General features: G+C 64.2%; 12 protein-coding genes. All 12 read left to right on the top strand.

From position 1 onward, the window contains the following. The first annotated feature begins 183 nt into the window (after positions 1-183). The 12 genes from THECO_RS08615 (at position 184) to hflX (ending at position 15,811) form a co-directional block, all read left to right on the top strand. On the top strand, positions 184-741 hold the full coding sequence (locus tag THECO_RS08615) for an outer spore coat protein CotE (protein WP_015254646.1): 558 nt from the start codon (positions 184-186) through the stop codon (positions 739-741). A gap of 161 nt (positions 742-902) precedes the next feature. Then, positions 903-2,432, top strand: coding sequence for a putative amidoligase domain-containing protein (locus tag THECO_RS08610; protein ID WP_015254645.1), 1,530 nt, complete (start codon positions 903-905; stop codon positions 2,430-2,432). A gap of 110 nt (positions 2,433-2,542) precedes the next feature. After that, a complete protein-coding gene (gene mutS, locus THECO_RS08605) occupies positions 2,543-5,233 on the top strand; it encodes a DNA mismatch repair protein MutS (RefSeq protein ID WP_015254644.1) in 2,691 nt (896 codons plus the stop codon). Positions 5,234-5,275: 42 nt separating this feature from the next. Then, entirely contained in the window at positions 5,276-7,246 is a 1,971-nt protein-coding gene (gene mutL, locus THECO_RS08600) for a DNA mismatch repair endonuclease MutL (RefSeq protein WP_015254643.1), read from the top strand. After that, on the top strand, positions 7,246-8,034 hold the full coding sequence (locus THECO_RS08595; protein ID WP_015254642.1) for a class I SAM-dependent methyltransferase: 789 nt from the start codon (positions 7,246-7,248) through the stop codon (positions 8,032-8,034). The genes mutL and THECO_RS08595 overlap by 1 nt, the downstream gene beginning before the upstream one ends. After that, the gene (gene miaA, locus THECO_RS08590; RefSeq protein WP_015254641.1) at positions 8,021-8,989 is read left to right on the top strand and encodes a tRNA (adenosine(37)-N6)-dimethylallyltransferase MiaA; all 969 of its coding nucleotides are present in this window, start codon (positions 8,021-8,023) and stop codon (positions 8,987-8,989) included. The genes THECO_RS08595 and miaA overlap by 14 nt, the downstream gene beginning before the upstream one ends. Positions 8,990-9,034: 45 nt before the next feature. Beyond that, a complete protein-coding gene (gene hfq, locus THECO_RS08585; protein ID WP_015254640.1) occupies positions 9,035-9,274 on the top strand; it encodes an RNA chaperone Hfq in 240 nt (79 codons plus the stop codon). Positions 9,275-9,458: 184 nt separating this feature from the next. Next, positions 9,459-12,050 (top strand): transglycosylase domain-containing protein, encoded by a 2,592-nt coding sequence (locus tag THECO_RS08580; protein ID WP_015254639.1) that lies wholly within the window; start codon positions 9,459-9,461, stop codon positions 12,048-12,050. A 105-nt stretch (positions 12,051-12,155) separates the two neighbouring features. Then, positions 12,156-12,713, top strand: a complete 558-nt coding sequence (locus tag THECO_RS08575) for a DUF402 domain-containing protein (protein WP_015254638.1) — start codon at positions 12,156-12,158, stop codon at positions 12,711-12,713. Continuing rightward, positions 12,710-13,384 carry a SanA/YdcF family protein gene (locus THECO_RS08570; protein ID WP_015254637.1) on the top strand — a complete coding sequence of 225 codons (675 nt, stop codon included), beginning with the start codon at positions 12,710-12,712 and terminating at the stop codon, positions 13,382-13,384. The genes THECO_RS08575 and THECO_RS08570 overlap by 4 nt, the downstream gene beginning before the upstream one ends. A 120-nt stretch (positions 13,385-13,504) precedes the next feature. Continuing rightward, positions 13,505-14,479, top strand: coding sequence for an AAA family ATPase (locus THECO_RS08565; protein ID WP_041854330.1), 975 nt, complete (start codon positions 13,505-13,507; stop codon positions 14,477-14,479). Positions 14,480-14,524: 45 nt separating this feature from the next. Then, positions 14,525-15,811 (top strand): GTPase HflX, encoded by a 1,287-nt coding sequence (gene hflX / locus THECO_RS08560; protein WP_015254635.1) that lies wholly within the window; start codon positions 14,525-14,527, stop codon positions 15,809-15,811. Positions 15,812-15,854: the final 43 nt, after the last annotated feature.

Here is a 15,854-nt window from a genome sequence, read left to right as displayed (position 1 = left end):
GGGCTTGTCCGAAAACTGCGGGGACGGGCGGATGAAAATTGCGTCGTTTTGCTGAGAAGCCGAATACTAACACAAGCCTTGCGCGGCATAAACATAAAGATGAAGTTGCCGCGGCGCAATCAACATTCGCCCATGTCCTGCATAGACTTTAACTGAATGATTGCATGGAGGAGGTTAAACCGCATGGCAATTGCAGATAAACAGCTGAAGTGCAGAGAGATAATCACGAAGGCTGTCTGCGGAAAAGGTCGTAAGTTCTCCACCGTCTCCCACACCGTCACGCCGCCCCATCGGCCGACCAGCATTCTGGGGGCCTGGATCATCAATCATCAATACGAAGCGGTCCGGTCGGGCGACGGTATCGAGGTCATCGGCACTTACGATATCAACATCTGGTATTCCTACAACCGCAACTCCGAGACGGACGTTGCCAAAGAGACGATTTCGTATTCCGAACTTGTGCCGCTTTCCTACATCGACCCGAAACACCGGGCTTCGACGGAGGAAGTGTCCGCCGTCGCGACGCAGGAGCCGAGCTGCGTTGAAGCGAACATTTCCGCGAGCGGCGCGGATGTCGTCGTGCGCGTCGAGCGCGAGTTCGCCGTCGAAATGATCGCGGAGACGAAGGTGTGCGTCGCCGTGTGCCCCGGCGGCTGCGGCGACGAGGACAAAGCTTACGACGGCTACGACGACGGCGGTTACGAAGATCTGGATCCGGAACTTTTGGACGACGAGCTGTAAGCCGGCGGGCGGCTGGCGTGTGGGTCGCGCCGTTTTCCGGATCTGCAATGGCCGGTTCTCATATGCAGGATATGCGAACAGGTGCAATGATTCGAGGGCGTATGCCCTCTTTTTTGTCGAATGGGCGGTGCTTGCCTTGCGGCGGTCGGGGGTGATGCGGCGTGACGGGCCGATTGTGGATCGATGAGCAAACGGCGGCAAGCGGGGCCATGGCGCGGATCGCCGCCGAACTGCAGCTGCCGCGCTGCGGGCATGACGGCATGCCGAAGGCGGGCGACGCGGTGATCATGTTCCGGCGGCCCCGGCGGGAACGCGCGGCGGCGGAACGCGGGTTCGACGCCGGCGTCTGGCTCATGGACGGCCGTCCCGGGCTGGATCCGGACGATATCGGGCAGATGCGGCTTGCGGGCGTCAGGTTCGATCCTTCTGTTGCGGGCGGGGAGGCCGCTGCCGAAGGATCGGACGGGCATGCGGGCGCTGCGGGAGGCGTGCGGCTGTTCGAAGTGCCGGTCTTTCATTTGCAGCCGCTTGCGGTCCGTCGCGTCGGCCCGGGATCGGGCCTGCTGCCCGCCGACTGGAACGGGCCCCATCCGCTCAGGCGCCGGCTCGAAGCGGCGGCGGTCAAGGCGCTTTACGCGGCCGGCCGCGACTTCGGCACGGTGCTGCTCGCGGCGGCCGACGACGGCGCCGTGCGGGTGGCCGGACCGTTCGGCGGGCCGGCGGAGCGGGATTTGCCGCTCTGGGCGGAGGCGGCGAGGGCGTTCCGCGCGGCATTGGCGGAGGAAGCGGAGGCGGAGGCCGGCCGCCGGCGGGAGCTCTTGATCGGCGCCGATCCCGAGTTTCTGCTCGTCGGCCCGGACGGCCGCGTCGTCTCCGCTTCGCGCTATTTCCCGCGCGACGGGGCGGCCGGAAGCGACGCGCTGCGCGTGCGCGGCCGGCTCCGCTGCCCGGTGGCGGAGCTTAGGCCCGATCCGGCGCCGGACCCGGCCGGCCTCATGCGCGGCATCCGCGGGCTGATGCGGCGGGCGGAGGCGATGACGGCGGAGGACGGCCGGCCGCTCCGCTGGCTGGCGGGCGGGATGCCGGTGCCCGGCTTCGCGCTCGGCGGCCACCTGCACCTGAACGTTCCGCCGAGCGCCCGGCTGCTGCGCGTGCTCGACAGCTGCGTCGCGCTGCCGCTGGCCGCGGCGGAGGACGCGCGCGCATTGCGGCGCCGGCCGCGGTACGGCGCGCTCGGCGATTTCCGCGCGAAACCTTACGGCTTCGAATACCGGACGCCGCCGAGCTGGCTCGTCTCGCCGCTCGCGGCGCAGGCGGCGTTCGCCGCAGCTTTGCTGGCTGCGCGGCACACCGCCTTGCTGGCGGCGCTTACCGGCCTGCCGAGCGAGACGGAGGCGGGCCGGCGCGCCTATTACGAAGGCGACCGGGATGCGCTGCGCGCGATCGCCCGCCGGGTGCACGACGCGATGCGCCGCGTGCCCGGCTACGCCTCGCATCGGCGCTGGATCGCGCCGTTCTTCGCCGCGCTCGAGCGGGAAGCGGTGTGGCGCGAGGAGGCCGATATCCGGCCGAAATGGGGGCTGTCCGTGCGGAACGGTGACGGGGGCGGAAACACCGGCGCCGACGGCGACAGGACGGGAAGCCGCTGGCATCCGCCGTCGACAGGCGCAGCTGCGTCGCCCGGCCGCTGAGCGTTCGCCGCGCTTTTACAGCTTGCTGCCGTTTGCTCCCCGATCGGGGCGCTTTCTGGTATAATGACCAATGATGTCCGGCTTGGACCGGTAATCATGGGAGGGGCGGCATGACGGCTCAATATACGCCGATGATTCAGCAATATTTGGCGATCAAAGAACAGGTGAAGGACGCGTTTCTCTTCTTCCGCCTGGGCGATTTCTACGAAATGTTCTTCGATGACGCGATTCTGGCCGCCCGCGAACTGGAGATTACGCTGACCGGACGGGACGGCGGCGGCGAAGAACGGATCCCGATGTGCGGCGTGCCGTACCATTCCGCCGAAAGCTACATCGCGAAGCTGATCGACAAAGGCTACAAGGTGGCGATCTGCGAGCAGGTCGAAGATCCGAAGGCCGCGAAGGGCGTTGTCCGGCGCGAAATCGTCCGCATCGTGACGCCCGGGACGATCATGGAGACCCGGTCGCTCGAAGAGCGGGGCAACAACTTCATCGCCGGCCTTGCGGAAGAGGACGGCCTCTGCGGGCTGGCGGTCTGCGACCTGTCGACGGGCGAGCTGTATGTGACGTCTTTTCCCGCCAATATCGAGGCGATCGCCGACGAGACGGGCGTGTATCAGCCGCGCGAAATCGTCGGCACCGAACAAATACTCGCAAAGCTGAAGGAATCCCCGGCGATGGCCGGGCGGAACATCGTCTATACCGCGAGGGAGGCGGCAGAGGACGGCCGGCTCGCAGAGCGGTTCGGCGCGGAGGCGCTCACAAGACTCGCGCCCGTCAGACGCCGGGCGATCGGCGTGCTGACCGGCTATCTCGAAGAGACGCAGCGCCGGGCGCTCGTCCATCTGTCGCGCTTCCGCGAATACGAAGCGAATCAATACATGATTCTCGACCAGCATACGCGCTGTAATCTGGAGCTCACCGAGACGGTGCACGAGCGCAGCCGCCGCGGCTCGCTGCTCTGGCTGCTCGACCGCACGTGCACGGCGATGGGCGCGCGGATGCTCCGGCGGTGGATCGACAAGCCGCTGCTCAGCCGCGCCGCCATCGAGGAGCGGCTGGATGCGGTGGACAAGCTGCATGCCGACCTCATGCTGCGTGAAGAGCTGAGAACCGCGCTGGGCGAAATCTACGACCTGGAGCGGCTGGTCGGCCGGATCGCGTTCGGCAGTGCGAACGGACGCGATCTGGTTGCGTTGAAGACATCGCTCCGCCAGGCGCCGGCCATCGCAAGCCTCTGCGCTTCATCCGGTTCTCCGGCGCTTGCCCGGCTGGTGGACAGCCTCGACACGTGCGCCGACATCGCGGACTGGATCGAAGCCATCATCGTAGACGACCCGCCGGTTTCGGTGCGGGACGGCGGACTCATCAAGAGCGGCTGCGACGAATATCTTGACAGGCTCCGCGAGGCGAGCCTGAACGGCAAGCAATGGCTGGCCGAACTCGAGCGCATCGAGCGCGAGGCGACCGGCATCAAGTCGCTTAAAGTCGGGTACAACAAAGTGTTCGGCTACTACATCGAAGTGTCCAAGGCGAATTTGGCGCTGCTGCCGGAAGGGCGCTATGAGCGGAAGCAGACGCTGGCCAACGCGGAGCGTTTTGTCACGCCGGAGCTGAAGGAGAAAGAGCAGCTCATCCTCGAAGCCGAGGAGAAAATGGTCGACCTCGAGTACCGGAAATTCGTCGAGCTGCGCGACCGGATCGCCGGGGAGATCGAACGGCTGCAGAAGCTGGCCGGCGCGATAGCCGCGATCGACGCGCTGCAGTCGTTCGCGACCGTCAGCGCGGAGCGGCGCTATGTCCGTCCCGTCATCACCGAAGGGTACGACCTCATCATCGAGGACGGGCGGCACCCGGTCGTCGAGACGATGACGGGCGATTCGCCGTTCATCGCAAACGGGACGCGCCTGACCTCGGATTCGCCGATGCTGCTCATCACCGGGCCGAACATGGCCGGCAAGAGCACGTACATGCGCCAGGCGGCGCTCCTCTGCATCATGGCGCAGATCGGCTGCTTCGTGCCGGCCCGGCGCGCCGAGATTCCGCTGACCGACCGGATCTTCACGCGGATCGGGGCGGCGGACGACCTGGCGGGCGGCCAGAGCACGTTCATGGTCGAGATGCGGGACATCCAGATCATGACCGAACGGGCGACGCGCCGCAGCCTTGTCATTATCGACGAGCTGGGCCGCGGCACGTCGACGTCGGAAGGGATGGCGATCGCCCAGGCCGTCATCGAATACGTGCACGACCGGATCGGATGCAAGGCGCTGGTGTCGACGCATTTCCACGAACTGGCTCGACTTGAACAGACGCTCGCCGGCCTGTCGAACGGCTGCATGGCCGTCGCGGAAGAGGCGGGCACCGTGACGTTCCTGCGCAAGCTGGTGCCGGGCGCGGCGGGGACAAGCTACGGCATCTATTGCGCGCAGCTGGCGGGACTGCCGGATTCGATCATCGAACGGGCGTACGAGCTGCTGCATCAGGCGGAAGCCGAACAGGCACGGTTGGAAAAACATTCGGCCGAAGCAAAACGTCAAGATTCATCGGAGGCGCGTGAAGCGGATGCGGTGCGCGAAACGGCCGTCAGCGCCGGCGCCGCTCCCGAAGCGGCCGCCGCCGCGGAAGAGCCGCTGCAGCTGGCGCTGTTCGCCGAACCGCCGGCGCCGTCGAAACCGAAGCGCAGCGCCACGGAGACCCACGTGCTGGAGCAGCTGCGCAAGGTCGACCTGATGAACATGACGCCGCTCATGGCGATGCAATGGATCCATGAGATGAAAATGAAGCTGAACGAGCAGTAAAGCAATCGGACGGGACCAGGCAGCGGAAAGCGGGGGAGCCGAATGGGAATCATTCAGGTGATGGACGAGCAGCTTGCGAACCGGATCGCCGCGGGCGAAGTGGTCGAGCGCCCGGCGTCCGTCGTGAAGGAGTTGGCGGAGAACGCGATTGACGCGGGGGCGACCGAGATCGATATCGCGGTCGAAGAGGGGGGCCTGACCTTCATCCGCGTGCGGGACAACGGCTCGGGCATCGAGGCGGACGATCTGGAACGGGCGTTCCAGCGCCATGCAACGAGCAAAATCCGCACGGACCGGGATCTGTTCCGCATCGCGACGCTCGGCTTCCGCGGCGAAGCGCTGCCGAGCATCGCGGCCGTCTCGCGCGTCTCCTGCCTGAGCGCCGCGGACGACTCCGGACTCGGGCGGAAAATCGTCCTCGAAGGCGGCCATGTCCGGTCGATCGAGCAGGCCGCATCGCCCAAGGGAACGGAAATCGTCGTGCGGGACTTGTTTTTCAACACGCCGGCCAGACTGAAATACATGAAAACGATTCAGACCGAGCTCGGCCATATTTCCGATTGCGTGAACCGGCTGGCGCTGTCCCATCCCGGCATCGCGTTCACGCTGACGCACAACGGAAACCCGCTGCTCCGCACGACCGGCGGCGGCGACCGGCTGCAGGTGATCGCCGCGATTTACGGCGCGGCGGCCGCCCGGCAGATGCTGCGGGCCGCCGCCGATCATCCGGACTACCGGCTGGAGGGCTGGCTGTCGAAGCCGGAGCTGACCCGGGCGAACCGGAGCGGCATCACGACGATCGTGAACGGCCGCTACATCCGCAGTTTCGCGATCCAGCAGGCGATTCTCGAAGCATATCATACGCTGCTTCCGACGGGCCGTTTTCCGCTCGTCGTGCTGGAAGTCGGCATGCATCCCGGCCTGCTCGACGTCAACGTCCATCCGGCGAAGCAGGAAGTGCGCTTCAGCAAGGAAGCGGAACTGAAGGAGCTGGTCGAATCGGCGCTGCGCCGCGCGCTCGGGCGGACGGCGCACATTCCTTCGGCGCCCGCCGCCGGGATGAAGCCGGCGGTCATCCAGGAACGGCTTTCGTTCCCGCCGGCACCGCCGGACCGGCCCGCTGTCAAGCCGCCGTCCGCCGGCGGAATCGCGGTGCCGCGCGACGCCGCGGATCGTCTGTACCGGCCGTCCGCCAGGCTGAATGAAGCCGCGATCCGCGAGACGGCCGCCGGTCTGGCCTATGGCGCGGACCGTTCGACCGCGGATACCGGCGGATTCTCCGGTGCGGCCGGCCCGGCGGCGGCGCCGGCCGCCGATGCTGCAAATCCGGCCGCGAAGCCCGGACCGGCGGATGCCGTTCAGCCTCATCCGGCCGCCGGGCAAGATGCCGTCCGGCCGGACGGCGAGCGCGAGGACTCCGAACGCCGGGCTTTTCCCGAGATGTCCTGGATCGGTCAGCTTCACGGCACCTATATCCTCGCCCAGAGCGAGGACGGCCTGTATCTGATTGACCAGCACGCGGCGCACGAGCGGATCAATTACGAATACTATCTCCGCAAATTCTCCGAGCCGCCGAAACTGAGCCAGACGCTCCTCGTGCCGATGACGCTCGAGTTCACGTCCGGTGAAGCGGAAGCGATCCGCAGCCGGCTTGACGCGTTCGCCGCGGCCGGCGTCGAACTGGAACCGTTCGGCGGCAGCGCCTTCCTCGTCCGGGCGTACCCCGAATGGCTGCCGCAGGGCAGTGAACGGGAAATCATCGAGGAGATGGCCGAATGGATTCTCGCGGAGAAGAAGTCGATCGACATCGGCAAGCTGCGGGAGAAGGCGGCGATCATGACCGCCTGCAAGGCGTCGATCAAGGCGAACGACCGGATGACCCGCGAAGAAGGCGAGGCGCTGATCGCCCGCCTGTCCGCCTGCAGCCAGCCGTATACCTGCCCGCACGGACGTCCGATCGTCGTCCACATCTCGACCTATCAGCTGGAGAAAATGTTCAAACGGGTGATATAATGATCGTGACGACCGGCATGAAGCCGACGGAAGAGGAAACCGCGCAGGCGAAAGGTCTGGCGAGCGAGCTGGGCGGCCGATACGTGCCGCGCGGCAACGCGACGCTGGCTTCCTTCATGAGGCGGTACGGCTCGAAGCGGGTGTTGGTCACCGGCCCTGACGGGCTCAGGCTGCACACGAAGGACGGCGGCCAGCCGCTGCGCTATCACCCGGGCATGGCGCTCGTCCGCGTCAAGCGGCTGCGCGAAGGCGTGCGCGATCCGCTCGTCGAAATCAGCGGGGTGAGGCCGGGGGACAGCATCGTGGACTGCACGGCCGGACTGGCGGGGGACGCGTTCGTGTTCTCCTTCGCGGCGGGTCCGACGGGCCGCGTCGTCGCCCTCGAGAGCGAGCCGGTGCTGCACGCGATCGTCCGCGAAGGCCTGCGCACCTACAAGACGGGAATGGACGATGCCGACGCCGCGCTGCGGCGGATCGAACTGATCCGGTCCGATCATGCCGAATATTTGTCATCCCTGCCGGATGACAGCGTCGATATTGTCTATTTCGATCCGATGTTTCGCATTCCGGTGCACGAATCGTCGAGCATGGAGCCGCTCCGCGGCGTCGCCAATCCGGCGCCGCTCTCGCATGAGGCCGTCCGCGAGGCGAAGCGCGTCGCGCGCCGCGCCGTCGTGCTGAAGGAAAACCGCGACAGCGGCGAATTCGGGCGGCTCGGCTTCACCTGGGTGATGCCGAAGAAAACGTCCGCCGTCGCATACGGGGTGATCCGCGTTGAACGTCATTGATCTCCGCACCGGCAAACCCCGCCTGCTCGTTCTCGTCGGCCCGACGGCGGTCGGCAAGACGCGCTACAGCCTCGAGATCGCGCGCAGATGGAACGCCGAGATCATTTCGGGCGACTCGATGCAGATTTACCGCGGCATGGACATCGGAACCGCCAAGATCAAGCCGGATAAGACGGAAGGCATCCCGCACCATCTGATCGACATCCGCGATCCCGAAGAACCGTTCGCCGCGGCCGAGTTTCAGAAGCTGGCGCGCGAATGCATCGAAGAGATCGTCGCGCGCGGACGGCTGCCGTTCATCGTCGGCGGCACGGGGCTGTACATCGAATCGCTCCTCTACGGCTTTGATTTTCCCGAGGCGCCGTCCGACAGTCGGGTCCGTTCGGAGCTGAAGCATTATGCCGAGGAGCACGGCGCCGAAGCGTTGCACAAGCGGCTCGGGGAGGTCGACCCCGAATCCGCGGCGCGCCTTCATCCGAACGATGTGAAGCGCGTCATCCGCGCCCTGGAGATCGCGCTGGAGACGGGAGAGGCGATGTCGACGAAGGTCGCCGGCTTCCGGGAACCGAGGGAATCGCCGTACGCGTTCTGCCTGATCGGGTTGACGATGGACCGGAACGTCCTGTATGATCGCATCAACAGGCGCGTCGACGCAATGATCGACGAGGGCCTGGTCGATGAAGTGCGGGAGCTGCTCCGGCGCGGCGTGCCGCCGGAATCGACTTCGATGCAGGCGATCGGCTACAAGGAGATCGTGCCGCATCTCACCGAAGGCTTGCCGCTGGAAGAAGCGGTCGAGCGGCTGAAGCGCGACACGCGTCGTTACGCGAAACGGCAGCTCTCCTGGTTCCGGCGGATGAAAGGGATCGAATGGGTGGATGTGACGGACGAAGGAAATTTTATCGCCAATCTGGAAGCCATTCATGCTATAATAACAGGAAAGTTCGAGGATTAGCCCGAATGTACATGTAACCAATCTTTTCGACGGGGGTAACGGCCCATGAGCAAATCCATCAATATTCAGGATACGTTTCTCAATCATCTTCGCAAGGACAGCGTTCCCGTAACGGTCTATTTGACGAACGGCTTCCAGATCCGGGGCGTCGTCCGGGCATTTGACAACTTCACGATCGTCATCGAGAGCGAAGGCCGTCAACAGATGATTTACAAGCACGCAATCTCGACCTTTACCCCGCAGCGCAGCATCTCGCTCATGCCGGATTCGGGAGCCGAATCCTGACAGAAGCGAAACTTTTTGACCGCCCGCGTCGTTAATTCAAATAACGGATCGACAAGGAGCAACCCGCCCCTTGGTGCCGCAACGGTGAACTTGAACCGCCGGAGCGGCCCTGCCGTGGGTTGTTCTTTTGTTTCCGGGAAACATAGAGAGAACAGGCAACCGAGACGGAGGAGGGGAGTCTGCTGTGACGACAAATCGCAATCCGAAGCGTCCGTCCGGCGGCAAGACATCCGGGAAGGCGGACAAGAAACGCGGGGGAAGAAAAAGGGGAAGACACTGGTTTGGCTGGTTTCTGGCCACCGGTTGTCTTGCGGTCGTCTGCGCGGTGGTTGGCTATCTCCTGATCGTGCTGAACGGAGAACGGATACTGGCGGCGAACCAGAAAGCGTTCGAGTTCGCCGAGACGACGATCATTTACGACAAGGACGGCCGCGAAGCGGCCGCACTTGCGACGGTGGAGAACCGGGAATATGTGAAATTCGGGGATATCCCGGAGCTGGTGTACCGGGCGTTCGTCGCGGTGGAAGACCGGCGCTTCTATGAGCATGAAGGCGTCGACTTTTGGGCCATCGGCCGCGCGATCGTAAAGGACATCATGGCGCGGAGCATGGTGGAAGGCGGCAGCACGATCACGCAGCAGCTCGCGAAGAACATGTTCCTCAGCCATGAGAAAACGTTCTTCCGCAAGGCGTCGGAAGCGTCGATCGCCGTGGCGCTCGAGAAGAATCTGTCGAAGGACGAGATTCTGGAGCTGTATCTGAACCGGATCTATTTCGGCAGAGGCGCGCACGGCATTCTGGCGGCGTCCAAGCTTTATTTCGGCAAGGATGATCTGAACAAGCTCGAGATCTGGGAGATAGCGACGCTGGCCGGCATTCCGAAGGCGCCGAACGTTTACAACCCGATAAGCAACCATGAGCGGTCGCAGGAGCGGATGGCCGTCGTGCTTTCGCTGATGGAGCAGCAAGGACTGATCACGGCGGAGCAGGTGGAAGAGGCGAAGAAGAAGGCGGCAGCATACGAGCCGCCGGAAGACGCTTATGCGGGCGCGGCATCGCAGAAATATCCGGCTTTCGTCGACTTTGTCGCCACCGAAGCGGAACGGGTGACCGGACTTACCGAAGAAGAGCTTCGCGTCGGCGGATACAGAATTTACACGACGTTGAACGTTAACGCCCAGCAGATCGTCGAGAAGGCGTTCGCCGATCCGGACAATTTCGAGGAGAGCGCGGATGACCGGATCGTCCAGGGTGCGATGGTCATCATCGATCACCGGACAGGCGAGATCGAAGCGATGGCCGGCGGACGCGAGTATCAGAACAAGGGGCTGAACCGGGCGGTGCAGCCGCGGCAACCGGGATCGGCATTCAAGCCGATCGCCGTTTACGGCCCGGCGCTCGAGTCGGGCGACTGGTACCCCTGGTCCAAACTGCAGGACGAGAAGAAATGCTACGGCGATTATTGTCCGACAAACCCGGGCGGCAAATATGCGGGCTCGATCACGATGCGCCAGGCGCTCAAAGAGTCGCGCAACGCCTCGACGGTCTGGCTGCTCAATGAAATCGGCGTGGATCGCGGCCTCGAATTCGCGAAGCGGCTCGGCATCGAGCTGGATGCGGACGACCGCAATCTGGCCATCGCCCTCGGCGGTCTGACGCGCGGGGTGACGCCGATGGAGATGGCGACGGCCTACAGCGTGTTCGCCAGCGGAGGCGTATCGGTCGACCCGCACGCCATCGTGCGCATCGAAGACCGGAAAGGCAAGGTCATCTACCAGTACAAGGCGCCGGAAGCGAAGCGGCTCATCAAGCCGGAGACGGCCTGGTACATGACGGAGATGCTGCAGGCGGTGCTGGAGAAAGGCGGAACCGGCACGAAGGCGCGCATCAACCGCCCGGTCGCCGGCAAGACCGGAACGACCGAGCACGGCATTCCGGGCTTCAAGTCGAGCGCCAACCGCGATGTCTGGTTCGTCGGCTATACGCCGGAATGGACGGCCGCGGTCTGGATGGGCTATGACCGCACGGATGAGCAGCATGTGCTGAAACGCGGCAGTTCGATGGCGGCGGCGCTGTTCGCCAAGGTGATGGGGGAAGCGCTGAAGGATGTGCCGGCATCGTCCTTCACGAAGCCGGAAGGCGTGAAGACGGTCGTAAAGCCGCCGACCGTCGGAGGATTCTCCGTTACTTGGAGCGATGCGGATCTCGGCGTCCGCCTGTCGTGGTCGCGGCAGGGCGAGGGACTGCTCTACCGCGTCTACCGCAAGGCGGAAAACGAGGACGAATTCGAGCTGCTCACCGTAACGGAAAGCACGACGGCGCTCGACCTTGCGGTCGAACCCGGCGTCACGTACGAATACTACGTGACCGTCTATGACAGGGAGCACGCGCTCGAAGGCGACAAGTCAACGATCCGCGGCGTGACGGTGCCCGATTCGATCTGGCCGGATCCGGAGCTGCCGTCGGATTTTCCGGACGGCGATTTTGACGGCAATGACGGAGGCATCTGGCCGTTCCCCGGTGAACCTGACGATTCCGGCATCCCCGGAGACGGCGAAGACGGCGGTCAGGATGACGGACAGGACGGAGGATCTGGCACGATTCCCGACGGAGGATGGAACAGCGGCGGATCGAACGGCAGCCGAAACGGCGAGCTGCCCGGCAACAGCGAATCCGGAAACGGCGGCGCCGGGCAGCCGGCCGGACCCGGAAACGGGGAAACGGAAGAAGGCGAGGCGGAAGAACCGGCGCCCGTGGACGGCGCGCCGGCTCCCTGACGCATGGCGAAGGCGGATTATCTCGCTGCCAACTGGTGATGAGCGGACAGATGTGGTAATCTTTTTTCATAAAGAGTCTCATCACATGCGGAAAGGTATCTTGCCATGAAACGTAAATTCTCGGATCGGGCCAACTGGCGGCGCATCCTGCGCAGAAGCTACAGCTGTCTGGCGCTTGACGGCGACGACTACCGCGGCTTGGTCACGTTCTATAGGATTCATGAGCTCCGCGAGCCGCTCTGGAAAGAATACAACGGACGCAGGCTCTGTCTGGCGAACCGGGGCTATCTGTGGATGCAGCATTTTCCGAAGGGCGAACATTTCGTTGTCACGACGATGTTCGATGACAAGGGCAAAGTCGTGCAATGGTACATCGACATTTGCAAAAATCAGGGCATGACCGACCAGAAGGTGCCGTGGTTTGATGATCTGTACCTGGACATCGTCGTGCTGCCGACGGGGGAAGTTTACCTCCTCGACGAGGACGAACTGGAAGAAGCGGTGAAAAACGGCGAGGTGACGAAGCGCGACGCGGAGATGGCGCGCAGAACCGCCGAACGGCTGCTGTCGATGATCCGGAACGGCCGGTTCCGTTATTTCACGCTCAGCCTGCGGCACCGCAAACAGCTTGCGGAACGGATCGTCGGGAAAGATCCGTCATGAAGGCGGCGGAAGCGCAGGCCGTCCGCCGGCGGAAACGCCGATCCGGACTGCCGGCGCGTCTGCTGAAGGGAGCCCTGTCTGCGGCCGTCGCCTGCGCGGGCTGGATCGCCTGGATTTATTGGAAGATCGAATCGTTCGAACCGAAGATGGAACTGCCCGAATATGACGCCGGCATCGTGCTCGGTGCGGCCCTCTGGAACGGCGAGCCGAGTCCGGGTCTGAAGGAACGGCTGGACAAGGCGTTCGAACTGTACCGCGAAGGCCGGTTCCGCGTGTTTATCCTGACCGGCGGCTATGACCATGCGGGTTCCCGGCTGACGGAAGCCGAAGGGATGAAGCACTATCTGGCCGCACTCGGCGTGCCGGAAGACCGGCTCCTGCTCGAGCCCGAAGCGCGGAGCACCTATGAGAATCTGGCGTTCAGCCGGGACGTCATGGATCGGGAAAGGCTTCGCACGGCGCTCATCGTGACGCACGATTTCCATGCGGCTCGGGCGCGGGATGTCGCGCGCTGGCTCGGCTACGAACAGCCGGGGTTCGCGGCGGCGGAATCGTCCGTGCTTCCCGCGTCGCAGAGACATGTCCGGGAAATCGCGGCTTTCACGAAGTGGAAGCTCGACAGCGTGCTGCTGCGCATCGGCCTGCAAATTCCCGACCGGCCCGGCTTGTGAACCTTGCGCGTCCGCATCCGATTCTGCTAATATCTCGGACCGCTCGCGAATAAGATGGATAAGGCATCAGGCGGACCGTCGACATCGTCCGATCTATCTGAGAAGGATGGGATGTTCTTGATGAACGGACGCGCAGCAGCGGCGGGCGGCACGGGAGCGCCCAGACCTTCGCGGCAGATCAGCATCGTCCTGCGGCCCGTCGAGCCGGCCGCATCACCTGCGGAACAGCCGGTGAGCGAAATGGTGAAGGGCGTTGAACCGGGCTCGCCTTTCGCCGAAATCCAGCGCGAGCTGGACGCGATGGTCGGCATGGAGAAAGTGAAGGCGCTCATCTACGAGATCTATGCGCTCCTTCATGTGTCCGGTCTGCGGGCGGCGGCGGGGCTGTCGGTCGGCCCCCAGGTGTATCATATGATTTTCCGCGGCAATCCGGGCACGGGCAAGACGACGATCGCACGCATTGTGGCGAAGCTGTTCCAGAAGATGGGCGTGCTGCAGAAGGGACACCTCATCGAGGTGGAGCGGGCGGATCTCGTCGGCGAATATATCGGGCATACGGCGCAGAAGACACGGGACCTCGTGCGCAAGGCGCTCGGCGGCGTATTGTTCGTGGACGAAGCCTACAGCCTCGCACGCGGCGGCGAGAAAGATTTCGGCAAGGAAGCGATCGATACGCTTGTGAAAGCGATGGAAGACTACAAAAATCAGTTCGTGCTCATCCTTGCCGGTTACCCCGAGGAAATCGACATGTTTCTGATGTCCAACCCCGGCCTGCCTTCCCGTTTCCCGATCCGGATCGACTTTCCGGATTATACGGTGGACCAGCTGGTCAAAATCGCCGAGCTGATGGTGAAGGAGCGGGATTACGAGATGCAGCCGCAGGCGGTCGCCAAGCTGCGCCAGCATCTCGCCGAGCTGAAGCGCGAATCGATGTTCGCTTTCAGCAACGCGCGCTATGTGCGCAATGTGATCGAAAAGGCGATCCGCCACCAGGCGGTGCGGCTGCTCAATCTGTACGGCAGCGGCCAGCCCGGCAGGCAGGAGCTGATGACGATCCGGCCGGAAGATTTTCGCTGGGATACGGAGGATGCGTAAAGCCGGCGGACCATACATTTCAGGCAATGAAGGAGCGGTGGCGGCATGACGACGCTGCACGAGACGGCGGCTGACATTCGGGAACGGGCGATTCTGGTCAGCCTGGTGACGGACGAGATTAAGCGCGCCGGCGTCGATCCGGAATACTCGCTGCGCGAGCTTGTCGCGCTGGCCGAAACGGCCGGCGTCGAAGTGCTCACTGCGGTCACGCAGCACCGCGAGGCGCCGGACCCGCGCTTTTTTCTCGGCAAGGGGAAGGTGGAAGAACTGCGCGCGGTCGCGCAGGAGCTCGGTGCGACGACGGCCATTTTCGACCAGGAGCTGTCCGGCGCGCAGGTGCGTAATCTGGAGGAAGGGCTCGACCTGAAGATCATCGACCGGACGCAGCTCATTCTCGACATTTTCGCAGGCCGCGCAAAGACGCGGGAAGGCATCATCCAGGTCGAGCTTGCCCAGCTCAGCTATCTGCTGCCGCGCCTTGCGGGCCACGGCAAGAATCTGTCGCGGCTCGGCGGCGGCATCGGCACGCGGGGGCCGGGCGAGACGAAGCTGGAGACGGACCGCCGCCATATCCGCGAGCGGATCGCGGATCTGAAGCGGCAGCTCAAGGAAGTGGTCCGCCACCGCAGCGTGCAGCGCGAACGCCGGCGCAAGACGGGCGTCACGCAGGTCGCGCTCGTCGGCTATACGAACGCCGGCAAGTCGACGCTGCTCCGCGAGCTGACGAATGCGGATGTGTACGTCGAGAACCAGCTGTTCGCGACGCTCGATCCGACTTCGCGCGCCTGGACGCTTCCGGACGGGACCGAGGTCGTCCTGACGGATACGGTCGGCTTTATCCAGAACCTGCCCCACGAGCTGGTGGCCGCATTCCGGTCGACGCTCGAGGAAGCGGCGGAAGCCGATCTCATCCTCCATGTCGTGGACAGCTCGTCGCCGTACCGGGAGGAGCAGATGGCGGTCGTCGATCGGATTTTGACCGAGCTCGGAGCCGGAGACAGGCCGCGGATCGTGCTGTACAACAAGATCGACCTGTGCACGAATGAGGAACTGCATCTGCTCCGGCGGGACGGGGACGCGCTGCTCGTCAGCGCGTTCTCGGCAAGCGACCGGGAGGCGATCGGCCGCGCCGTGCAGGACAAGCTGACCGGCGAAATCCGTTCGTTCGCGATTCCCGCCGCAAGGGGCGATCTGATCGCCCTTGCGCACCGGATGGGTGAAGTTGTCGAACAGTCGGTCTCGGACGACGGGGAGACGATGCGGATTGCGGTACGGCTGAACAAGCGCGAATATGAGGTGAGCGGATATAAGCTGCAGCCTTATGCGCTGTAGGCTGGGGCCAGGTTCGTTCCGGACCTGGCTATTCTGTTTCGCC

Source organism: Thermobacillus composti KWC4, from assembly GCF_000227705.2.
Lineage (GTDB): Bacteria > Bacillota > Bacilli > Paenibacillales > Paenibacillaceae > Thermobacillus > Thermobacillus xylanilyticus.
The sequence above is the reverse complement of the archived record's forward strand: the minus strand, read 5'-3'. Positions and strand labels throughout refer to the sequence as shown.